The organism is Antrihabitans auranticaus (assembly GCF_016481275.1).
Classification (GTDB): Bacteria; Actinomycetota; Actinomycetes; order Mycobacteriales; family Mycobacteriaceae; genus Antrihabitans.
In genome coordinates this window covers 151,962-173,963 of record NZ_JAEMNW010000005.1, presented here as the reverse complement: position 1 = coordinate 173,963, position 22,002 = coordinate 151,962, and the positions used below count along the sequence as shown (strand labels likewise).

Sequence of the window (22,002 nt, the reverse complement as noted above, 5' to 3'; positions counted from 1 at the left end):
CGCGGGTCTAGGACCTTTTGCCGGGCGACACGACCAGCACCAGGCCGACCACGATCGCGGCAACAACGAACACCCAGCCGAAGTGGAAGTCGAGCAGTCCGCTCCACGCGCTCGGCCCGGCGAGCGCCCACACACTGACTGCCAGGGCGAGTAGACCGGCGAGCATCAGGAGTCCGGACGGACCCTTCTTCGTCGTTGATTCCTGGGCGTTGTCGTCAGCCACGGCGCACCTCCACGCTTGCCATCCGGGAATTGATATCGAGGGTCAGGGTCGGCCCGTTGGTGCCGTCGGCTCCGCCATCGAGACCATCGGGCATGCCGGTCGTCTCACCGGCGAAGATCGTGCTGTTCTTCCGGATGTTCATGTTCTCCGGAACGAGGACCTTGATCTCGCCGAGTTGTGCGTCCAGTGCAATCGTATGGTCCGCGGTCAGTTGCAGCGATCGCAGGTCGAGCTCTCCCGAGCCGAGCGTGATCGCATACTTCGACTGCAGGTCGCCCAAAGTGGTCGGCCGCCAACTGTGTTCGCCGAAGGTGGCCTCGTCGAGGTCGAGCGGTCCGATCACGGATGCGAGAACGACGAATCCCATCAACGGACCGGTCACCACCAGCAGGCCGTAACCGCGTCGCAGGAAGGCGCCGACGATCAAACCCAGGCCGATGATCGCGAGCGCGACCGCACCGACCCGGCCGGGAGTGAGCCAATCGGCACCGGTCGCAGCGGCCGTTCCGGTGCCCGCTGCCGCGAGAATCGCAATCCCGAGGACCGTCGTGGTCAGCCGGGAACGCTTGCGCGGCAACGTCGTGATGCCCTGTACCGGTGGCGTCGGCTCGGGCAGGTCCCAGGCGAACGGTGCGACACCGAGCGGATCCCACGACGGTGGCATGTCGATTCCTGGGGATCCTGCGACAGGGAAGCTTTTGGTCGCGGTCGGGTTGTCCGCAGATTTTTCCAAGGACGGTCCCGAGGCGGTGTTCGACTGCGTTGCCGGTCGGTCGGCCGAAGTCTTGTCGAGTGTGATGGGCCGCTCTGCGGCGTCGTCGGTGCGCGGGTCCGGAACGCGCGGCTCGGGAACGTATCGGTCCGGCAGTCGGGTGTGGGGAGTATAGAGATCTGTGGGACCGGGCTGGGGTGGAGTGGTTCCGAATCGATTGGCGGAGAACGGAGTCGACGAAAAATCGACGACCGGGGACGCGGCGGTGTAGGAGCCGATCGGTAGCGGCGGCGGGAGTGGTTGCCGCTGGTGCAACAGCCACCAACCGCCCATCATCAGCGCTGCGCTGATGAGGCCGGAACCGCCCATGCCGACTCCGATCGGACCCATCGTCGTGACGGCGATCGCGAGCGCTACGACGAGGACGATCGCCTTTGTGTGCGATTCGGAGCTGCGGCCCTTGCCGAACAGGGACTCGGCGGCCGAGGACTGATCGCCGGCGTGGTTGAGGAACAGCCAGCCTGCGAGGTAGAAGACGATGCCGGCGCCGCCGAAGATCGTGGATACGACGAACGCGACGCGGATCAGGACCGGATCGACGCCGTAGCGGTAGCCGATTCCCGCGGCGACTCCCGCGACTGGGCCCTTGTCGGGTAGGCGGACCGGCCTCGTTCGCCACATGTCGTGCAGCTGGTCGGACAGGGTTGCGTTGCTCATGGAGCAATCGTGGCCGGACAGGGCGTCTGCGCGCATCGGGGGGAACCCTGATCTTTGAGCCTGCCGAGAACACCCTCCAGATCAGGGCGATCCCCGATGTCAGGAGGCTTCGGATCGGGCAGTATCGAAGATGTGCCGCCCGCCTTCCCGATTCCGATCCCGGAACCCGCGCCCGGTCGCCTCGTACGGCGATCGGGTGGTCGCATCGTGGGCGGGGTCGCAGGCGGACTTGCCGACCACCTTGGAATCGACGTACTCAAGGTCCGGGTGGCATTCGCGTTCCTAGCCGCGCTGGCGGGTGCAGGAATGGTTGCGTACGGACTGCTGTGGATCTTCACGCCCGGCGGGGCGGATACCGGGCGACCCACTTCGACAGAGCGCAAGCAGGCCTATGGGTTCGCGATCATCGGTCTGGGGCTTTCGGCTGCCGTTTCGTGGGTGTTCAGCGGAACCGCGGCGCAGATCATCGTGCCGATCATCATCGTTGCGGTCGGCGCGGCTTTGGTGTGGCGCGAGTTCGATGCGGACGGTCCGCGGTCGGTTTTCGGCCTGCCGCAGCGGCCATCGGTTCTGACCTGGGCCCGAATCGTCGGTGGCGCAACACTTATCGTCGTCGGGCTCGGTGTCGTCGTGTTCGCCCGCGTGGACCTCGGGTCGCTGGGGTCTTCTTTGCTGGCCGTATTCGTGACGCTGATCGGCGCGGGTTTGCTGACCGTCCCGCTGTGGCTCCGGATGTTGCGCGCACTCAACGCCGAGCGTGCAGCGCGAATTCGCAACGAGGAACGGGAAGAGATCGCATCGCACCTGCACGATTCGGTGCTGCAGACGCTCGCCCTCATCCAGCGACAGGCGCAGAGCCCGCAAGAGGTCGTGCGACTGGCTCGCAGTCAGGAGCGCGAACTACGCAAATGGCTGTTCAGCGGCGGTGAGACAGCGTATGCGAGCTTGGCCGCCGCGATGCGGACGATTGCCGGCGAGGTCGAGGATCAGCACGGTGTGAAGGTCACTCCCGTGACGGTCGGCGATCTGACGCTAGCCGGAGGGAGCGGAACGGACGAGCTCGCGTCCGGGTTGCCGAAGGAGCAGTTCACCGCACTCCTCGGCGCAACCCGTGAGGCGCTGGTGAATGCAGCCAAGCATTCCGGGGCAGACGAGGTCGACCTCTTCGCCGAGGTCGAGGCCGAGCGGGTCAGTGTCTTCGTCCGTGATCGCGGGTCGGGCTTCGACGTCGACGCGGTATCGTCGGACCGGCAGGGCCTGGCTCGCTCGATCTGCGGGCGCATCGAGCGTCGCGGAGGCGACGTCAAGGTACGTTCGGCGCTGGGTAAGGGGACCGAGATTCGTATTCGCATGCCACGCAACATTGTTCGGGAATCTCTTCGCGATGCCGAGTTGGGCCGCACCGCCGAGGAGCAGCTTCGGTGACGACGCGCTGCCGCGTATTTCTGGTCGACGATCACGCTGTATTCCGCTCCGGCGTCCGAGCCGAGCTCGGCAGGGAGTCCGATATCGAGGTAGTCGGCGAGGCAGGCGGAGTCGCCGCTGCCGTCGCAGGAATCAACGCGACCCGGCCGGATGTGGTGCTGCTCGACGTGCACATGCCCGACGGCGGCGGGGTGTCGGTGCTGGGCGGCATCGACAGCGGACCCGTGTGCCTGGCGCTGAGTGTGTCCGACGCAGCCGAAGACGTGATTGCGGTGATCCGTGCGGGTGCGCGCGGTTACGTGACGAAGACGATTTCGGGTGCCGAACTGGCCGAGGGCATCAGACGGGTCGCAAGTGGGGACGCGGTGTTCAGTCCGCGGTTGGCAGGGTTCGTGCTCGATTCGTTCACCGGGCGGTCCGCGGTTCCGGAGCCGCCGCTCGATCCCGAACTCGATTCTCTGACCCCGCGCGAACTCGAAGTGCTGCGGCTATTGGCGCGCGGCTACACCTATCGCGAGATCGCGGAGGATCTCTTCATCTCGGTGAAAACGGTCGAGACGCACGCCTCGAACGTGCTTCGAAAGACGCAGCAATCCAACAGGAACGCGTTGACAAGATGGGCGCACCGACGCCGGATCGACTGAGGTCCGGGTGTCAGAACCGGGTAAGCATGAAGACGCCACCAGCTAGCACGAGTATCACCACAAGTAGCAGCCCCATGGCGATGAGGAGTGGCGCGGCCTGTGATTTTGCTTGCGGTTCAGCCCTTTTCGGTCGAACACGGCCCTGTGCGGGCGCAGCGGCCTGCCTGACTGGGATTTTCTTCGGGAGTGCTGGTGCGGGCCGGTATTCGGGAGCAAGTGGCCGGTCGGGTGGCCGGTTCGGACGGCGTTCGGTGAAGACGGCGTTTCGTTGTGCCCAGCCGGGGGTCGACCCGTCGGAGTCACGGATCGGTACGCCGAAGATGTAGGCGGGATTACCGCCCTCACCGGCGGCAAGATGTGCGAGCGTATCGCGTACCTGCGCCATGGTCGGTCGCCGATCCGGATCCGGTTCGAGCATGTCGAGAAGGATGTCGGTGAGTTCGGCGCTGTGCTCGGGCGGGATGATCGCGGCGGATGCGATCTTCTGCAACAGGGCTTGCGTATCTTCGTCGAAGCCGAACGGCGGGTGGCCTTCGATGGCGGTGTACAGCGTGGCGCCGAGGGAGAAGACGTCGCTCGCTTCGGTCGGGTCTTTGCCACGGGCGACCTCGGGAGCGAAGTAGGCGGGGGTGCCGGTGATCATGTCGGACCGTTCGCCGTGGTCGCCGATTGCACGCGAGATCCCGAAGTCGCCGATCTTGACCGTGCCGACGTGTCTGCCGCGATCTGCGACGAGGATGTTTCCAGGCTTGATGTCGCGGTGGATGATGCCGGCGGCGTGCGCTTTTGCGAGTGCGTCGGCAACCTGCGCTCCGATCTGTGCGACCTCGAAAGGCGACAGCGTGTCGGTGATGTGCAGTGCCTGCGCGAGGCTGCGGGAGGGGATGTACTCCATGACGAGCCAGGGTTCACCGGAGTCCAGGGCGACGTCGTACATCGCGATGGCGTGAACGTGCGAGAGTTGGGCAGCCATTCGGCCTTCGCGAATGGTGCTCTCGCGAACCTCTGCGGCCTTGTCCGGATCGAGACGAGCGGTCGAGGCGACCTGCTTGATGGCGACCTCGCGGTCGAGCAGTTTGTCGTGTGCCAACCACACCGAACTCATGCCGCCGCCGAGCTTCGAGCGCAATCGGTAACGGCCCGCGACGAGGTAGTCCGGCCCGACTCCCGGTCCTGAGTGTCTGGTCACCTTTGCGAGCGTATCGCGTGTTGGCGCTGAGTCCGACCACTAGCCCATCGCACGATAGCTGAAAAGTTGCCATAATTCGGACTTGACTCAGGAGCGCCAAGTCGGTTTACTGAAATCAGTCGAAAATCTGTTCGACAAACTTGTAGTTAACAGAGGTTGTCGACCACGTCTTCCCCGTGGTTGCCAATGCCTTGACGGCTGTTGGTGACTGTCTTCGATCGTGCGTGCTTCGGTCTCGGAGTTCCTCGATCGCTGGAGGTATGGGAGTTCGAGGTTGAGTTTTCCAGTTGATTTTGCAGAACAGCCGAGCGGTTTCATGGGGGATGCTGCACTTTCCGGGCTGTCTCGACAAGAGCGCCTCGAGTTGCTCAGGAGTCGAATCGCTGCTGTTCCAGCTCGTGGCGAGGCCAAGAATCTGCGAATTCCCCTAGGGGCGGAAGAAGAATCGACTCAGGTTTTGCAGGTGCCTGGTGCGCTGGCAGACTTGCTGCCCTTCGGTGGATTGGTCAGGGGATCGGTCGTATCGATTGCCGGCGCAAGTTCTTTGCTCGTAGGTTTGCTCGCTTCGGTAACTGCTGGAGGTGGTCATGCAGTCGTGATCGGCAGGCCTCGGCTGGGGTTGCTCGCTGCCTGCGAAATGGGAGCTCAACTTGGCCGCATCGCGCTGGTGCCAGATCCTGGCCCGGATCCCGTCGAAGTCGCGGCGGTGTTGCTGGACGGGATGGATCTGGTTGTTCTCGGTCTCGGCGGCGCAACTGTGTCGCCAACGCGAGCGCGTGCTGTCGTCGCGCGAGCGCGTAGCAAGGGGTGCACTCTCGTCGTAGCCGACGGCCAATGGTCTGGCGCGGAACTCAGGCTCGATGCTCGAGTGGTCGGCTATGGCGGTCTAGGTAGGGGGTCGGGGCGGCTGCGGTCTCTGCAATTGGCTGTTCGTGCGCAGGGCAGGGCCTTCGGTCCGGCAATCGCGCGATTGGATGTGCAGCAGGTGGACGGCAGGATCGAATGGGTTACTCCGGTTGCCCGCCCTGCGATAGTGCAACTGCCGGAAGCGGTTTCGATATGACGGCGCCCAAGGCGCAGTCGCGTGTTCTTGCCCTCTGGTGTCCTGACTGGCCGGCAATTGCCGCTGCAGTTGCAGCTGACATCTCGCCGACCGGTCCCATTGCCGTCACTTCGGCGAACCGGGTGATCGCGTGTTCGGCCACTGCGCGAACCGAGGGTGTCAGACGCGGGCTACGCAAGCGCGAAGCCCAGGCCAGATGCCCACAGGTCTATATCGCTCTCGCGGATCCGGACCGCGATGCGCGTCTGTTCGAACCGGTCGCTGCTGCAATCGACGCAATTGCCCCTGGTGTCGAGGTGCTACGCCCCGGATTGCTTGTGCTGTCGGCGCGCGGTGTCAGCCGATACTTCGGATCCGAACATGCGGCGGCCGAACGACTGGTGGACGAGGCCGCGGCGACCGGAGTCGAATGTCAGATCGGGATTGCGGACGAGTTGTCGACAGCAGTGATTGCAGCCCGCAGGGCTGCGATAGTGCCGCGTGGCGGTGGTGCCCAATTCCTTGCGCCGCTACCGATATCGGAGTTGTCGGCCGAACCTAGCCTTGCCGCACCCGAGCGCACCGATCTCGTGGATCTGTTACACCGCTTGGGTTTACGGACAATCGGCGCGTTCGCCGCGCTCTCGCCTGTCGACGTGGCGTCGCGGTTCGGAACCGACGCCGTCGCCGCTCATCGCAGTTCGAGGGGCGAGCCCGAACGTCCGCCTTCTGCACGTGCGCTGCCACCGAACCTCGAAGTGGAGCAGCAGATGGACCCCCCGATCGATCGGGTCGACGCGGCAGCCTTCGCAGGCCGATCTCTTGCGGAGCAATTGCACGTCAAATTGGCAGCAGCGGCCGTTGCATGTACCCGGCTACTCGTTCAGGCAAGCACTGGCAACGGTGAGCACCTCTCGCGAACATGGCGGTGCGCGGAACCGTTGACCCCGGAGGGAACAGCAGACCGGGTGCGGTGGCAGCTGGACGGCTGGCTGACCGGTCGCAGCGAATCCAAGCCCACCGCAGGTATCACCACTCTGCGCCTCGAACCGGTCGAGGTGGTTGCTGCGAGTGCGCTGCAGCTCGGGCTGTGGGGTGGCGTCGGTGAGGGCGACGAGCGGGCACGTCGAGCGCTTGTCCGCGTGCAGGGTCTACTCGGTGGTGAGGCGGTTCAAGTCGGGGTGCTCAGCGGCGGTAGGGGACCGGCAGAACGGATCACCCTCGTTCCGCTGGGGGACGAACTGGTCCCGGAGTCGGATCCCGCTGCTCCGTGGCCCGGGCGACTACCCGAGCCCGCACCTGCGGCGGTGCTCGACAGCAGACCCGAAGTGGCGCTCGAGGACTGCAACGGTGCGCCGGTGCTGGTCACCGAGCGTGGCGTCTTCGATTCGGTTCCGGATCGATTGCGTTGGGGGACAAGGGTATGGCAGCTACGTGGTTGGGCAGGTCCGTGGTCGGTGGACGAGCGGTGGTGGGATCCTGCCGCAAGTCACAACGCGGCACGAGCCCAGGTTCTGTTGGACGAGCCGAAGGCTTTGCTGTTGGCGTTTCACGACAGCGCCTGGAGCGTCGAGGGGGTTTACGAGTGAGTCTCGATCTGCCATTACGCTGCCTTTGTGGACCTGACGACGAGCACTGTGGCGCTGGCCGGTGTGAACATCGCATACCGCGATTCGGGCTCGCCCGATCCGGTCCCGGTCGTTTTGGTCCACGGCATGGGCGGGGACGGGTACACCTGGGACCGATTTGCTCGCGAACTCGTCGCAAAAGGTCGTCGGGTGATCATTCCGGATCTTCGTGGACATGGCCGCAGCGCCCATGCGCCCACCTATCTGTTCAACGACTTCGGCGCAGACGTTCTCCGGCTCTGCGACGAATTGAACCTGCTCTCCGCAGACTTTGTCGGGCATTCGCTCGGTGGGTACGCGATCTCCGAGATCGCCCAGACGCGCCCCGAACTGGTTCGTCGACTCGTCATCGAAGAGTGTCCGCTACCGATGCGGGTCGGGGATCCGCCTGCTCAACTGACAGGCCGTTTCCCTTCGGCTCCCGAGTTGTGGCATGCGGCGTCCAGCGTCGTCCGGCACCCACGAGCGGTACTCGCATTCGACCGCTCGATGACCTCGTCGGCCCTGGCGCAGTTTCGGAAACCGAACCCCACGTGGTGGGAGCGGTTGCCGGACATCACGGCACCCACTCTGGTCTTACGGGGTGGCAAGGGCGGGATGGTCGACCCGATCAAACTCGACGCAATGGTCCAAGCGATTCCCGACTGCACGGTCGTCAGATTCAGCTCCGGGCACAGCATTCATCGCGACCGGTACTCGGATTTCGAAGGTGTGGTTCTGCCGTTCCTGATGTCCGACTGACGGGCTCCTCACCCGCGTGGACGCCAGCCGCGAGTCTCACGAACGTAGGTTGCCGGCGGTGTTCCTACCGCTGCCGTCCAGGCGCGAATGAGATGAGCTTGATCGCTGAAGCCGAGCTGATCGGCGAGGTCGGCCCACACCACCGGACCGTTGTGCGCATGTTCCGCAGCGTCGATCAGCCGACGCCGTTGAATGACCCACTTCGGTGCAATGCCAACGTAATCCGTGAAGAGCCGCTGCAGGGTTCGGGCACTCATACCCGCGAACTTCGCAACCTGGTCGACGCGGTGCACGCCGGTGTCGCTCTCGATTCGCTCGACGATCGCTGCGACCTCCTCGATCATCGGATCCGGTTCGGGGTCAAGGCTTTCCAGATACCTCTCGATACCTGCCACGATCACTGCGTCGTCCTGCGCAGCGAGCACCTCTTGTGCGGTCGGTCGATCGTCGAGAGCCAGCAACTCGCCTGCAGGAACGACTCTTCCCTCGATTGCGCCGACGCTCGAACGGAGGAACGGCCGAAAGCCGCCCGGGCGGAACGCGACCCCGATGACGTGTCCCGAAGTAGTAAAGGTGCGAAAGAACGGTTCTCGACTCACCCCGTGCACCAGCAGGCGGCCCTTCTCGGCTGCAAGATGAATCTTCGGCTGCGGCAGCACCTGCTGCCGGTGCTCTGCAGTGATCGTCCAGCGCACGAGCCACAGGTAGTCGACGAAGGGCCGCAACGATTCTCGTGGCCGCACGCGTTTCACATCGATCAACGGATCGGCGATATCAGGCCGCAGGACTGCGCCAGGTTCACCGCGGGGCTCGTCGTGTGGCACATCGGTAATCCTAGAATCGACTCATGCCCACACCCGAACGGCCGACCGAGTACTTCGCGGACGAGGCGGAATTCCGCGAGTGGCTCGAGCAGAATCACAACGTGTTCGACGGCGTCTGGATCAAGATTGCCAAGAAGGGGACGGGGCAGAAGTCGATCAACCACGCTCGCGCACTCGACGAGGCATTGTGCTTCGGGTGGATCGATGGGCAGGCGCGGCGAATCGACGACGACTTCTATCTGCAGGGCTTCACGCCCCGTCGTGCCCAGAGCCCGTGGTCCAAACGTAATCAGGAAAAGGTCGCCGACCTCATCGGTCAGGGCCGAATGCGCCCGGCGGGCCAGGCCGAGATCGATCGCGCCAAGGCCGACGGGCGGTGGGACCGTGCAACCGAGCGGCCCAGCGAAGCAGAAGTACCGCAAGATTTTCTCGATGAGTTAGCCAAGAGTCCTGCGGCACAAGCCTTCTTCGCGACACTGGACAAGCGCAATCACTTCGCGGTCCACCTGCAACTGAACGACGCGAAGCGCCCGGAAACGAGAGCCCGCCGAATTGCCAAGTTCATCGATATGTTTGCCCAGGGCAAGAAGCTCCACTAGGCCGATCGGTGACCACAACGAACGAGCCGAACCTGACCTGCTCGGCAGCATCAGCCGTCGATGAGCCACTGCCCGGCACTGCCGCGCACGCAACTGCGTGGCTGTGCGTCGAGCAGCCCGGTCCGTGGGGTCGCGACATGATCGGTGACGCAGTCCTCGGGGTGGAGCTCTCCGCCGAGTTGGGCCGTCGGACAGCCGCGGCCAACGTGCGGCCGATGCTTGTCCGCCGATCCGGTCGCACAGTCGCGACCGGACAGCGGACGGTGCTGCTCGCAAGTTCCGCGCCCGGCAACACCTGGTGCGAGCGGCTCGTCATCGGAGCTCTGGACGAGTTGCTCGACATCGACCTCGACAGGTTGGCGGGTCCACCGCCGGGGATCGGGGACCGAGTGACCGAACCGACCGTGCTCGTCTGTGCGCACAGCAAGCGCGACCAGTGTTGCGCGCGATTCGGTCGGCCGGTCGCAGCGCACCTCGCCGCGACATACGGGGACATGGTCTGGGAATGCTCGCACACGGGTGGGCATAGGTTTGCGCCGTCGATGATCATGCTGCCGACCGGTTACACCTACGGCAGGCTCGACGCCGAGCAGAGCGAGGCAGTTGTCGAGGCCGTTGTCGCCGGCAGCGTTCCGGTCACCGGCCTGCGCGGCCGCAGCTCGTACACGGCATATGCCCAGGCCGCCGAGGTAGCGGTTCGATCGACGATTCACGCGTCGGTCGACGCGCTGACCGTCGTCGAATCCCAGTCGGATCCGGTGGTCGTCCATACCGACGGGCGCCGCTGGGAGGCTCACGTCCGAACACGTCCATTGCCACCCCGTCCTGCGAGCTGCGGTGCCGTGCCCAAAACAGCGGAGGCCGTCGAAGTTGTGCGCCTTCGAGAACTCGGCGTGCAACGTACCGAAGGTTGAGGAATGTCGGACATGTGTTGCGTTTGACCTGTTCACAAGCCCCAAAAAAGATTTCGAAATTGCTTGTAACACTCTGTGCGGACCCACCGACTACATAGGCAGTCCCGCTGGCAGACCCCCGACCCGCCAGCGGGACTTTCCTATTCTTGCCCGAGTTTCACATGCCGGGCAGTCACCATTGGGCGCCGGGAACCAGCCTGCCCAGCCGTTGCGCAACCTTCGACGCACGTTTGAGCGCTGCTTGGCTGCGCGGTTTGCCATTTGACTGTGCCCGGCCATCAGGTTCTGTTGCTTGCTCGCCGTTGACCGGCTCGCCTTTTGCAGCGGCAGATTCGGGGAAGCGCCGATAGACCCGATGCATGACCGCGTCCTTGAGCTTGGGGGCGATGAGTGCGCCGTACTCCGCGAGGGTCGCGGCGGGAACGTCGATTCGTTTGGGCCGTTCGATCAGCGCGCGGACGACCGTCGCGGCAGCCCATTCCGGGCTCGCGGCCTGCGTGACGTTCTGCTTACCGGTCGGCGCGATCATCGGGGTATCGACCAGCGGCATGTGGATCGTCGTGAAAGTGATCTTGTCGGCCAGGGTTTCAGCGGCGGCTACGTCGCTGAACTTGTCGAGAGCAGCTTTGCTTGCCAGGTAGGCGGCGTAACGAGGTGCGCTGAACTGCACTCCCGCGCTGCTGACGTTGACGATGTGGCCGAATTTCCGTTCCCGCATGTGCGGCAGCAGCGCCAGCACCATGCGGACTGCGCCGAAGTAGTTGACGGCCATCGTGCGCTCGAAGTCGTGGAGTCGTTCTGTCGAGCGATACACCGAGCGCCTGATCGATCGACCCGCGTTGTTCACCAGCATGTCGACGTGGCCATGCTCCTCGAGGATCAGCCGCACAGTTGTTTCGACGGCGTCCGGTTCGGTTATGTCGCATCGATATCCGAATGCTTTGCCGCCGGCGGCACGGATCTCCTCGACTACGACCTGCAGTTCGTCGTCGCGCCGGGCGAGCAGCAGAACGGTCGCGCCCTTGTTCGCTGCTGCGAGCGCGGAGGCGCGTCCGATTCCCGAGGATGCGCCCGTGATGATGATGTGGCGGCCAGCGAGCTGGAGCGCCGTGCGATCTGTCATCACCCGAACTTACTCCAAAGTAAGTTCCGCCGACAAGGTCCCTCAGTGACCGATTCCGACGCGCCTGTGAATTCGCCGCAGCCAATCAGGAGCCCACCAGTTCGCGTCGCCCATCAGTTGCACCAGCGACGGCACCAGCAACATTCGCACAACTGTGGCGTCGAGCAACAGTGCAACGATCATCCCGACCCCCAGAAATCGCATCGTCGCAATGCCGCTGAGAGTGAACGCACCCGTCACGACGACGAGAAGCAACGCTGCGGCGGTGACGATTCGCGCGGTTCGTTCGATACCGAACCGGACGGCACCTTCGGTGTCGGCCCCCGCCGCCCGTGCCTCGGCCATGCGCGACAGCAGGAATACCTCGTAGTCCGTCGACAATCCGAAGACGACCGCGAGTATCAACACGACGAAGGTCGGCTCGAGCGGTCGCGCTTCGAGTCCGAGCAGCGCGATGCCGCGTCCGTCCTGGAACACAGCGGTGAGGAAGCCGAACGTCGCGGCCAGGCTGAGGCCCGACATCGCCACGGCTTTCAACGGCAGCACTACCGAGCCGAACGCCAGAAACAGCAGCACCAGCGTCGAACAGACCATGATCGCGATCATCACCGGAAGCCAGCGCGCAATCGCTGCATAGCCGTCCTCCGCCTGCGCCGCAGCGCCGCCCACGAGCATCGTTGTCCCGGTGGGAGGGTCGATCTTTCGTAACGCCGTCGCGACGGATTCGTGGTCCACGGCCGGTGCGAAAGTTGTCTGCAGCGTCGTGAATTCGGGCTCCGTCGTGAGCACTCGCACCTGCGCTACACCTGGAACCCGGAGCAGAGCTGCGATGGACTCGGCGTTCTGGTTTGGCGTCGGCATGGTGGAATCGTCGGTTCGGAGCACGACGATTCCGGCATCGTCGACGGCAGGAAACTCGGCCGCGAGGATCTGCGCCGCTGTGCGGGCGGCGTCGCCCTCGGGCAACGCCGTGTCGCTTATCTCGCCCAGACGCGCACCGGCGAGCGGAACTGCCATGAGTAGCAACGCAATTGTGATTGCGACCGCGAACTGGAGCGGATCACTCAGTACTTTTGCGACGACGCGCCCCCAGAATCTGCGGGCACGTTCTTCGCCGCGGCGTGCGGCGCCCCTGTCCCAGGTCCACGCGTTGATCCGTGTGCCGAGGACGGCAAGGACCGCCGGCACAGCCGTCAACGACACAGTCGCGGCACCCGCCACGGCGGCAATCGCGCCGATACCGAGCGACCGAACAACTGCCTGCGGGAACACGAGCATCCCGGCGAATGCGCAGATCAGGAGTAACGCAGAGAAGGCAACGGTGCGGCCCGCGGTGGCTACCGTCGTTCTCACCGAATCCAGCGGTGCCGCACCCGATTCCAGTTCTTCGCGAAATCTGCCGACGATGAACAAGCCGTAGTCGATCGCCAGTCCCAGGCCGAGCAACGACGTCACATTGATTGCGAACGGACTGACATCGGTGACGTAGGTCAATGCGCGCAGCGTGCCCAGCGCGCTGAACACGGCCAGCGCGCCCACCACCACCGGAACTGCTGCGGCGACCACGCCGGCAAAAATGACGATGAGAAGCGCGAGGGTTATCGGCAGGGCAATGGCTTCCGACCGAACGAGATCGTTTTTCAAGCGTTCGTTGATGGCCGTCCCGGCAACGGGTGCTCCCGCAAATTGCGTATCGACACCGTCGACCGTGAGCTTCGGATAAAGCTCGGCGAAGTTGGTCTCGTCGTATCCGGAATCGCTTGCAAGAGTGATGGTTGCGATAGCCATCGTCGCGTCGCTTGATTTCAGAGCTTGCGCGGTCGCCGGGTCGGCGGTCCAGTAGGACGTCACAGCTCGGACCGGAACCGTGGCGCTGAATTGCGCGAAGTTCTCGGCGACCTGCGGGCCGATGTCGTCGAGACGCTTGCCGATCGGGGAGTAGATGACGACCAGGTCGGGGTCGCCGGGGATGCTGTCGCCCACGAGGCGCTCGACCTCGGAGGCTTCGCCACCGGGATCGGTGAACCCGCCCTGGCTCAACCGGTCGAACACACCGATGCCCCAGACACCGCTGAGTACCGCGAGCGCAACGACGATCGTAAGGACCCAGCGCGGCCGTGCCGTGACGACGTGCGCCCAGCGCGTCATATCTGCTCCGTTGCCGATCCGAGTCGAGTGTCGGGCAGTGATACGAGTTCGTCGCAACCAGGGTTCAGAGCTGCGCCGATCCCAGCCCGCCTATAGTTCGCGCAACCACTGCACTCGTCGACGCGTGATCGGAGGTCCAATCGTGAGCTCGCTCGAGCCCGGCCTGCTCGATGCCCTGCGCGAACGCGTGTTGCACATGATCGGCGGTCTGCCGACCGTCGTGCCGCCCTACACGCAGCTGCCTTCTGCGCTGGTAGAAGCCGAATTTGCGCGTGGGGCGCGACTGAACGTCGAGCTGTTCTTCGAAGCGCTGACGTCGGGTGAGTTGCCGACCGCCGAGCGCTTGCGGCCCGTCGTGGACCTTGCGGTGTCGCGGGTACGCGAAGGCGTGCCGCTGGCCCAAATGCTCGACACCTATCGAGTGGCGGCGACCTACCTGTGGTCGGAGGTCGACAACTCGCTTGCCGGGCCGGACCGGGCGGTGCTGTTGGACATGGGTCCGGTGATGATGCAGTACGTCGCGACTGTCACTTCCCAGGTTGCGCTCGCGTGCGTCGAAGACGTCAACGATCCGCTGTGGGAGCAGCGCGAGCGGCGTCGCGCAGTCGCCGACGCACTGCTCGAAGGACGAGAGCCGGCGTGGGCACAGGAGAATGCGCCGATCGCTGCTTCGTTTCTCGTCGTGGCTTTCCAGGTCGGCGACAGAGCAAACCCGTTGCGATTGACCACTGTTCGAAACAATCTGGAACGGATTCCAGGGGCGTTCCTGCGCCTGGACAGCACCGGGTGGATGGCGCTGATTCCGGACTCGGCGCGAAACGCAGTCGCCCGTTGCCTGCACGTCGACGACGCGCACGACCGCACCGAGTTGTGGATTGGCGCGGCGGACGCGGACCGGCACACAGACATCCCTGCGGCGGCAGTCGAGGCACGCGCTGTCAGTGGCATCTGCCGCCGGATGTCCCGGCCCGAGCTCGTCACCGCGGCGCGTGACGTGCTGTTGGAGTTCGCCCTCGCGACGGGTCCGGCGGCGCATCGGCAGCTGGCGCCGATCGTTGCCCAACTCGCCGAGCAGCCCGCGCTCGTAGAGACGCTGAACGCGTTCTTCGATTGCGAGTTCAATCAGCTCGCGACGGCGCGCAGACTCGCCGTGCACCGCAACACCGTCACCTATCGGCTGGCCAATATCGCGACGACTACCGGATTCGACCCGCTGCGGCCGCGCGAGGCGATGGTGCTCTACGCGGCGTTACTAGCCACGGCGTCGTCGGATTAGGCACTTTCACAGGCGAAGTCCGAGAAGTCTGGGTTTTTGCCGGTAGCGGACCCCTCGGGTTGTGCGGTGTGCTGAACGGAATAGACGATGCGGTCTCGCGAACCACTGGCTTGCGCGACGTTCATCGCCGTCAGCTCGTTCGGTTCGCGGTGGCTGCAGGTCACCGCCACGCCCCACCGCCGATGGTGGAGATGGAGAAATACCGCGGTGAACAAGACCTTGTGTGGGAAGGCACGTCGAGTGGAACGATCTCGGCGCGCCGCGGCTCGCGTCGTCTGGACGCTCGGGATAGCGGGCCTCGTAGCGACGGGAGCGGCCGTTGCGAATCCGGCAGTCTCGCAAGCGGATCCCTCTCAGGTCGAGGTTCAGCCGCCGTTGCCGTTCCCCATCCCGCCGATGCCGCCCGAGCTGGATCCCGGTTTCTACCGACCGGCGCAGGGCATCGTCGCGAGCAAACAGCCGGGTGAGATCATCGCAGCTCGTCAGGTCCATCTCGCGTACGCAGCGGTGCTTCCGATAAACATGGATGCTTGGCAGCTGTCGTTCCGGTCGACGAACACACGCGGCGAACCGATCCCGGCGGTAACGACGGTGATGAAGCCGCGGACCCCGGCCGTCGGGTCGCGGCCCTTGCTGTCGTATCAGTTCGCCGAAGACTCGCTCGGCCAGTACTGCCGCCCGTCCTACCTGAGCCAGGTCGGCTCGATCGGTCCGCTGGCAGGCTCATCCGAGACGACAAGCCTGTTCGCCGTGCCGATCGCCGCTGCGCAAATGGGTTGGGCTGTCGTCGTCACCGATACGCAGGGGCCTGACCAGGCGTTCGGTGCGGGTCCGTTGCAGGGCCAGATAACTCTCGACGGCATCCGCGCCGCGGAGAACTTCGCCCCGATGCAACTCGACGGTGCCGATACGAAAGTCGGGCTGACGGGGTACTCGGGCGGCGCTCTCGCGACCGGCCATGCAGCGGAACTGCACAGCACCTATGCACCCGAACTGAACATCGTCGGTGTGGCCGAAGGCGGCATTCCGGCAGATGTCCGCGCGGCGTTGAAGATGGCGCGCGGTAACGCCGGCTCCGGCATCATCTTCGCCGGTGCGGTCGGAGCGCGTCGTGAATACCCGGCGCTGGACAACCTTTTCGACAACTATCTGACTCCGGCTGGTCAGCTGATGGTGGCAGCGAAGGAAAACCTGTGCCAGGTGCCGACGTCGTTGGTCCTACCTTTCGTCGACCTCGATGACATCTTCACCATCCCGAACCCGTTCGACGATCCACGGGCAGTCGAAGTGATGGACCAGATTGCGATGGGACATTCGGTCCCTGACATGCCGATGTTCATGTTGCACGCAAACCCGGATTGGCTGCTCCCGATCGCGCCCGTCAACGCGCTTGTCGACAATTACTGCAGCGACCCGACGGCCCGAGTGCAGTACCTGCGCGATCATTTCAGCGAACATCTCACCCTCGATGTCTTCGCGATCCCGTTGTTCATGAAGTTCCTCGCCGACCGCTTCGCGGGAATTCCCGCAGTGCAGGGATGCACCATCGACGACGCAGGCTCAGTGCTACTGGCACCCGAACTGTGGACGACGCTGCTTCCGCAGATCGGGCCGTTCATGCTCAACCTTCTCGGAAAGCCGGTCGGCGAATGAAAGCCTCGATCAGGGCGGCAGGAGTGGCGATTCGCCAGGTCGCGGTGCTGCAACGAGCCGGGATGATCGACCTCCGGCATCCCGCGCGGACCGCACGAAAGGCGGGGGCGGTCCGCGCGCTGGGTCCGATAGCAGGCGGTGTGCGGTCGTCGGCAGCTCGGTATCCGGGGCGAATTGCGCTGGTCACCGCGGCGGGCTCGCTGACGTACAAGGAACTCGACGAACGTACGGACGCGCTTGCCCAGCATTGGCTCGATCGCGGCGTCGGGTCCGCGGATGTGGTCGCGGCACTGTGCCGTGACAATGCTCTGCTGGTCGAGACCATGGTTGCCACAGCAAAACTCGGTGCTCGCCTGGTATTGATGAACACCGGGTTCAGTGCCGCTCAGCTCGGTGATGTCGCCGCACGGGAAAAGGTGTCGGCGGTCGTTGCGGACTCGGAGTTCGACGACGTCATCGCGACCCTGCCCATCTCGACGGTGCGACTCGACGCGCGCTCCGAGCATGTCGAACGGCTCGTTCACGACCGGGTGGTGTCTGGTTCCGCTTTCCCCGCGCCGGCGTCGCAAGGTGGATTCGTGCTGCTCACCGGCGGTACAACGGGCACTCCGAAGGGTGCGCCGCGCCGAGTCGAGTCACCGTTGGCGGGTGCACAGTTTCTCGATCGCGTTCCGCTGCGGCCCGGCCAGTCGATACTGTTGTGCGCGCCGCTCTTTCACGGAACGGCGTTGTCGCAGTTCATCCTTGGGCTCAACCTGGGTGCGACGATCGTGCTGCACGGCAGGTTCGAGGCCAAACGCGCGCTTGCGCAGATCGCTGAATACCGTTGTGCTGCAGTAGTACTTGTGCCCACGATGCTGCATCGCATTTTGGAACTCGGCGAGGACGTCATCCGGGGATACGACACGACCTCGTTGCGGATCGTGTTCACCGCCGGCGCTGCTCTGCCGACGACGCTCGGGAACCGCGCAATCGAAATCTTCGGCCCGGTCATCTACAACTTCTACGGCTGCACCGAGACGGGCACCGCAACAATCGCAACGCCGGCGGATTGGCAGGCAGCGCCGGGAACGGTCGGCAAGCCGCCGGTGGGGATCGTCGTTGCACTGTTCGACGGCGCAGGCACTCGGGTGGTCGAACCCGGGCGGATCGGTACCGTCTACGTCGGCAACTCGATCGCATTCGCCGGCTACTCCGGCGGCGGTTCCAAGAAGGTGGTCGACGGGCTGATGAGCACCGGCGACCTCGGGCATTTCGATGCCGACGGACGGTTGTTCATCGATGGTCGAGACGACGACATGATCGTCTCCGGTGGTGAGAACGTGTTCCCCGGTGAGGTCGAGGATCTGCTGTACACGCATCCCGCGGTTGCTGAGGCGGCAGTCATCGGAGTACTCGACGAGGAATTCGGGCAGCGACTTGCCGCATTCGTCGTGCGCCGCGGGGACATAGACGACGGGGAGGTCCGCGCCTACGTGAAGCAGAATCTCGCACGGTTCAAGGCGCCCCGCGACGTCATCTTCCTCGACGCCATTCCGCGGACTCCCACCGGCAAGATCGACCGGCGCAGGCTCGCTGAGCAGAGGTAGTCAGCGGCGCGGGAAGTTGTCGGTGGGTCGAACTATAGTTCGAACATGGAGTTGATCAGTCCCGCCGAGCAGGCCCGATGGGTCACTTCGCGGCCTCTGCAGTCCACCGCAGCGGGGGAGCGCCGTGCCGACGGACTCGCGCTGCTGCTGGACAGCTATCTCGGATCCGGGGCGGGGCCCGGTGAAGGCGGTGTCAAACCACACCTGGTCGTGACCGTGCCGGGATTTCACCGGCGCACAACACGGGTGGCTGCGTAATGGGCTGGAACAACGGTCCGCCTACGTGGTCGGAACTCGAACGTGTGCTGTCGGGTCGACCTGGACGGACGAACCCGGAAGCGATGTATCCCGGCGACGGCGGCGACAGTCCGGCGTGGTCACGCAAGCGTGGGGATTATCGCGCGGGGTCGATCGATGCTGTGGACGGACCGCGAGTGCCGTACGCCGAATTGCACGCTCATTCCGCGTACAGCTTTCTCGACGGCGCAAGCCACCCCGAAGAGATGGTCGAGGAGGCCGCACGGCTCGGGCTCGACGCGCTCGCCATCACCGACCACGACGGGTTCTACGGCATCGTGCGTTTTGCCGAGGCAGCGAAGGAACTCGGCGTCCGAACTGTGTTCGGATCCGAGTTGTCTTTGGGTGCAAAGGATTCCCGCGCCGGATCTGCGGACCCGGACGGCACCCATTTGCTCGTGCTCGCACGGGGGCAGGAAGGTTACCGGCGCTTGTCGCGAGCGATAGCAGCCGCGCATCTGAAGGGCGGAGAGAAGGGAAAGCTCGAGTACGACCTCGACTCGCTCACCGAAGCTGCGGGCGATCATTGGCAGATCCTCACTGGCTGTCGTAAGGGGCATGTGCGAAAAGCTTTGGAGCGCGGTGGAATCGAGGCCGCGGCCGTAGCTCTACACGACCTCGTCGACCGCTTCGGGCGAGAGCGTGTGGCTGTGGAACTGACACACCACGGGATTCCCGATGACGACGAGCGAAACGCGCAATTGGCGAATCTTGCTCGGCAGCAGCGACTTCCCGTGGTTGCCACGACCGGCGCCCACTTCGCGGCACCCGAGCGCGGCAGGCTGGCAATGGCGATCGCGGCTGTGCGCGCGAGGATGAGTCTGGACGAGGTGGCGGGCTGGCTCCCGGGGACCGGAGGTGCGCATCTGCGGTCTGGCGCGGAGATGAAGCGCTTGTTCGCCCAGTATCCCCACGCCGTCGGCAATGCTGCGGAACTCGGCGTGGAGTGTGCGTTCGATTTGCGTCTGATCGCACCGAAGCTGCCGCCGTTCGATGTCCCGGCCGGACATACCGAGAACAGCTGGCTGCGCGAACTGACCATGACCGGTGCTCGGCGGCGGTACGGCACCCGCGGCGAGTCACCCAAGGCGTACGCGCAACTCGAACACGAGCTGAAGATCATTGCGGAACTGGGCTTTCCGGGCTACTTTCTGGTCGTTCACGACATCGTCAAGTTCTGCAAGGACAACGACATCCTGTGCCAGGGCAGAGGGTCGGCAGCGAACTCGGCGGTGTGCTTCGCGATCGGTGTCACGAACGTCGATCCGGTTCGCAACGAGCTGCTGTTCGAGAGGTTTCTGTCGACCGAGCGCGACGGCCCCCCGGATATCGATGTCGACATCGAATCGGACCGACGCGAAGAGGCGATTCAGCACGTCTACAACAAGTTCGGCCGGGAGTACGCCGCGCAGGTTGCGAACGTCATCACCTATCGCGGTAAGTCGTCGGTGCGCGACATGGCTCGAGCGCTCGGATTTTCGCAGGGGCAGCAGGATGCGTGGAGCAAGCAGGTCAGTCGGTGGAACGGCGTAGGACAGGAAAAGGACACCGATATTCCGGCTGCGGTTCTCGACCTCGCGCAGCAGATCGAGGGATTTCCCCGGCACCTCGGCATTCATTCGGGCGGAATGGTGATCTGCGACCGGCCCATCGCGGACGTTTGCCCCGTCGAATGGGCGCGGATGGCGAATCGGAGTGTGCTGCAATGGGACAAAGATGATTGTGCCGCAGTGGGTTTGGTGAAGTTCGACATGCTCGGACTCGGCATGCTGTCGGCACTGCACTACATGATCGATCTCGTCGCGGAACACAAGGGAATCGAAGTCGACCTGGCTGAACTGGACCTCACTGAACAAGCCGTCTACGAGATGCTGCAAAGGGCCGACTCCGTGGGTGTCTTCCAAGTCGAATCGCGTGCCCAGATGGCCACGCTGCCCCGATTGAAACCGCGTACCTTCTACGACCTGGTTGTCGAAGTGGCGCTGATCAGGCCCGGGCCGATTCAGGGCGGCTCGGTGCATCCTTACATTCGCCGCCACAACGGTTTGGAACCAGTGACGTACGACCATCCGGCACTGAAGCATTCGCTCGAGCGAACCAAGGGTGTGCCGCTATTTCAGGAACAGTTGATGCAGATGGCGATCGACGTGGCGGGATTCTCTGCTGCAGAAGCCGATCAGCTCAGGCGCGCAATGGGATCCAAGCGGTCACCTGAGCGGATGGAACGGCTCAAAGGCAGGCTCTACGAAGGAATGCGAACGCTCCACAACATTCCCGACGACGTCGCCGACCGGATCTACGAGAAGCTCTATGCTTTCGCAAATTTCGGTTTTCCCGAAAGTCATTCGCAGAGCTTCGCGTCGCTGGTGTTCTACTCGTCGTGGTTCAAGCTGCACCACCCGGCAGCATTCTGCGCGGGTCTGCTGCGGGCGCAACCCATGGGGTTCTATTCACCGCAATCGCTGGTTGCCGACGCGCGGCGGCACGGCGTGATCGTGCACGGTCCCGACATCAATGCGAGCCTGCCCGACGCCACGCTCGAAGAGGAGGGGATGCAGATCAGGCTGGGGCTCGCGGCTGTTCGACATATCGGCGCAGACTTGGCAGCCGCGATCTTCGACGCCCGCACCGAGAGCGGTCGCTACGAGTCGTTCCTCGACCTTACGGGTCGGGTGGAACTGAGCGTGTCGCAAGCCGAAGCGTTGGCAACGGCAGGAGCATTGGGAAGCCTGGGAATCACACGCCGCGAGGCGTTGTGGGCGGCGGGCGCTGCGGCCGGCGAGCGGCCGGACCGGCTCGCGGGGCTCGGGGCTTCGACTACAGCGCCCGCGCTGCCCGGCATGAGTGATCTGGAACTGTCGGCCGCCGACGTCTGGGCGACGGGCGTATCACCCGGTACTTATCCGACCGAGTTCCTGCGACCGCAACTCGATGCGTTGGGAGTGATCACAGCCGACAGACTGCTCGCGATACCCGACGGCAAACGGGTACTGGTCGGGGGAGCGGTGACGCACAGGCAACGTCCGGCAACAGCTGCCGGCGTCACCTTCATCAATCTCGAAGACGAAACGGGAATGGTCAATGTGGTTTGTTCGGTTGGGCTTTGGGCAAAGTACCGAAGGTTGGCGCAGTCCGCGCCTGCGCTGCTGATCAGGGGGAAAGTGCAGAACGCCGAGGGCGCGGTGACGGTGGTGGCGGATCGGCTGCAGCGAATGGATCTGCGAATCACGCACAAGTCGCGGGACTTTCGATGATCGG

Annotated in this window: 17 protein-coding genes and 1 pseudogene; 12 read left to right on the top strand and 6 right to left on the bottom strand. The window is 64.4% G+C overall.

Annotation, left to right across the window (positions count from 1 at the left end; genetic code table 11):
• Positions 1-7: 7 nt before the first annotated feature.
• Both JGU72_RS22315 and JGU72_RS22310 read right to left on the bottom strand, forming a co-directional pair.
• A complete protein-coding gene (locus JGU72_RS22315) occupies positions 8-223 on the bottom strand; it encodes a hypothetical protein (RefSeq protein WP_199686282.1) in 216 nt (71 codons plus the stop codon).
• Complete coding sequence (locus tag JGU72_RS22310) at positions 216-1,652, bottom strand: PspC domain-containing protein (protein WP_199686281.1); 1,437 nt, start codon at positions 1,650-1,652, stop codon at positions 216-218. The genes JGU72_RS22315 and JGU72_RS22310 overlap by 8 nt, the downstream gene beginning before the upstream one ends.
• Before the next feature lie 96 nt (positions 1,653-1,748).
• On the opposite strand from JGU72_RS22310, the gene JGU72_RS22305 reads away from it, so the two are divergent.
• Together JGU72_RS22305 and JGU72_RS22300 are read left to right on the top strand one after the other, a co-directional pair.
• Positions 1,749-3,077: an ATP-binding protein gene (locus JGU72_RS22305; protein ID WP_199686280.1), complete on the top strand. Its 1,329-nt coding sequence runs from the start codon at positions 1,749-1,751 to the stop codon at positions 3,075-3,077.
• Positions 3,074-3,721, top strand: coding sequence for a response regulator (locus tag JGU72_RS22300; protein WP_199686279.1), 648 nt, complete (start codon positions 3,074-3,076; stop codon positions 3,719-3,721). Before JGU72_RS22305 ends, JGU72_RS22300 begins: the two co-directional genes overlap by 4 nt.
• 10 nt (positions 3,722-3,731) lie before the next feature.
• On the opposite strand, the gene JGU72_RS22295 is transcribed toward JGU72_RS22300, so the two are convergent.
• On the bottom strand, positions 3,732-4,910 hold the full coding sequence (locus JGU72_RS22295; RefSeq protein ID WP_199686278.1) for a serine/threonine-protein kinase: 1,179 nt from the start codon (positions 4,908-4,910) through the stop codon (positions 3,732-3,734).
• A 316-nt stretch (positions 4,911-5,226) separates the two neighbouring features.
• Between JGU72_RS22295 and JGU72_RS22290 the strand changes: the two genes are divergently transcribed.
• From JGU72_RS22290 to JGU72_RS22280, 3 genes are read left to right on the top strand one after another with little or no spacing between them, the layout of a single operon-like run.
• Positions 5,227-5,973 (top strand): hypothetical protein, encoded by a 747-nt coding sequence (locus JGU72_RS22290; protein WP_199686406.1) that lies wholly within the window; start codon positions 5,227-5,229, stop codon positions 5,971-5,973.
• Positions 5,970-7,541, top strand: a complete 1,572-nt coding sequence (locus tag JGU72_RS22285; RefSeq protein WP_199686277.1) for a DNA polymerase Y family protein — start codon at positions 5,970-5,972, stop codon at positions 7,539-7,541. Before JGU72_RS22290 ends, JGU72_RS22285 begins: the two co-directional genes overlap by 4 nt.
• 27 nt (positions 7,542-7,568) lie before the next feature.
• The gene (locus JGU72_RS22280; protein WP_199686276.1) at positions 7,569-8,321 is read left to right on the top strand and encodes an alpha/beta fold hydrolase; all 753 of its coding nucleotides are present in this window, start codon (positions 7,569-7,571) and stop codon (positions 8,319-8,321) included.
• A gap of 8 nt (positions 8,322-8,329) precedes the next feature.
• Here the strand turns inward: JGU72_RS22280 and JGU72_RS22275 are convergent, their stop codons facing one another.
• On the bottom strand, positions 8,330-9,145 hold the full coding sequence (locus tag JGU72_RS22275) for a helix-turn-helix domain-containing protein (RefSeq protein ID WP_199686275.1): 816 nt from the start codon (positions 9,143-9,145) through the stop codon (positions 8,330-8,332).
• Positions 9,146-9,168: 23 nt separating this feature from the next.
• Between JGU72_RS22275 and JGU72_RS22270 the strand changes: the two genes are divergently transcribed.
• Complete coding sequence (locus tag JGU72_RS22270; RefSeq protein WP_199686274.1) at positions 9,169-9,744, top strand: YdeI/OmpD-associated family protein; 576 nt, start codon at positions 9,169-9,171, stop codon at positions 9,742-9,744.
• 8 nt (positions 9,745-9,752) lie between these two features.
• Positions 9,753-10,658 carry a sucrase ferredoxin gene (locus tag JGU72_RS22265; protein ID WP_307828560.1) on the top strand — a complete coding sequence of 302 codons (906 nt, stop codon included), beginning with the start codon at positions 9,753-9,755 and terminating at the stop codon, positions 10,656-10,658.
• A gap of 172 nt (positions 10,659-10,830) precedes the next feature.
• On the opposite strand, the pseudogene JGU72_RS22260 reads toward JGU72_RS22265, so the two are convergent.
• A pseudogene (locus JGU72_RS22260) lies at positions 10,831-11,757 on the bottom strand (SDR family NAD(P)-dependent oxidoreductase); the annotation flags it as partial.
• A 66-nt stretch (positions 11,758-11,823) separates the two neighbouring features.
• Positions 11,824-13,929: an MMPL family transporter gene (locus JGU72_RS22255; protein ID WP_199686272.1), complete on the bottom strand. Its 2,106-nt coding sequence runs from the start codon at positions 13,927-13,929 to the stop codon at positions 11,824-11,826.
• A 142-nt stretch (positions 13,930-14,071) separates the two neighbouring features.
• On the opposite strand from JGU72_RS22255, the gene JGU72_RS31320 reads away from it, so the two are divergent.
• The 5 genes from JGU72_RS31320 (at position 14,072) to JGU72_RS22230 (ending at position 21,998) form a co-directional block, all read left to right on the top strand.
• Positions 14,072-15,205: a PucR family transcriptional regulator gene (locus JGU72_RS31320; protein WP_199686271.1), complete on the top strand. Its 1,134-nt coding sequence runs from the start codon at positions 14,072-14,074 to the stop codon at positions 15,203-15,205.
• A 240-nt stretch (positions 15,206-15,445) separates the two neighbouring features.
• A complete protein-coding gene (locus tag JGU72_RS31315; protein WP_307828559.1) occupies positions 15,446-16,858 on the top strand; it encodes a lipase family protein in 1,413 nt (470 codons plus the stop codon).
• On the top strand, positions 16,855-18,447 hold the full coding sequence (locus tag JGU72_RS22240) for an AMP-binding protein (protein WP_233532836.1): 1,593 nt from the start codon (positions 16,855-16,857) through the stop codon (positions 18,445-18,447). The genes JGU72_RS31315 and JGU72_RS22240 overlap by 4 nt, the downstream gene beginning before the upstream one ends.
• A 45-nt stretch (positions 18,448-18,492) precedes the next feature.
• The gene (locus JGU72_RS22235; protein ID WP_199686269.1) at positions 18,493-18,705 is read left to right on the top strand and encodes a hypothetical protein; all 213 of its coding nucleotides are present in this window, start codon (positions 18,493-18,495) and stop codon (positions 18,703-18,705) included.
• Positions 18,705-21,998 carry an error-prone DNA polymerase gene (locus JGU72_RS22230; protein WP_199686268.1) on the top strand — a complete coding sequence of 1,098 codons (3,294 nt, stop codon included), beginning with the start codon at positions 18,705-18,707 and terminating at the stop codon, positions 21,996-21,998. Before JGU72_RS22235 ends, JGU72_RS22230 begins: the two co-directional genes overlap by 1 nt.
• Positions 21,999-22,002 lie beyond the last annotated feature (4 nt).

What these genes read in the sequence shown, in the direction of transcription:
- JGU72_RS22310 (WP_199686281.1), bottom strand. Translation starts at nt 1,652, where the DNA reads ATGAGCAACGCAACCCTGTCCGACCAGCTGCACGACATGTGGCGAACG.
- JGU72_RS22305 (WP_199686280.1), top strand. Translation starts at nt 1,749, where the DNA reads ATGTCAGGAGGCTTCGGATCGGGCAGTATCGAAGATGTGCCGCCCGCC.
- JGU72_RS22290 (WP_199686406.1), top strand. Translation starts at nt 5,227, where the DNA reads ATGGGGGATGCTGCACTTTCCGGGCTGTCTCGACAAGAGCGCCTCGAG.
- JGU72_RS22285 (WP_199686277.1), top strand. Translation starts at nt 5,970, where the DNA reads ATGACGGCGCCCAAGGCGCAGTCGCGTGTTCTTGCCCTCTGGTGTCCT.
- JGU72_RS22270 (WP_199686274.1), top strand. Translation starts at nt 9,169, where the DNA reads ATGCCCACACCCGAACGGCCGACCGAGTACTTCGCGGACGAGGCGGAA.
- JGU72_RS22255 (WP_199686272.1), bottom strand. Translation starts at nt 13,929, where the DNA reads ATGACGCGCTGGGCGCACGTCGTCACGGCACGGCCGCGCTGGGTCCTT.
- JGU72_RS22240 (WP_233532836.1), top strand. Translation starts at nt 16,855, where the DNA reads ATGAAAGCCTCGATCAGGGCGGCAGGAGTGGCGATTCGCCAGGTCGCG.
- JGU72_RS22235 (WP_199686269.1), top strand. Translation starts at nt 18,493, where the DNA reads ATGGAGTTGATCAGTCCCGCCGAGCAGGCCCGATGGGTCACTTCGCGG.
- JGU72_RS22230 (WP_199686268.1), top strand. Translation starts at nt 18,705, where the DNA reads ATGGGCTGGAACAACGGTCCGCCTACGTGGTCGGAACTCGAACGTGTG.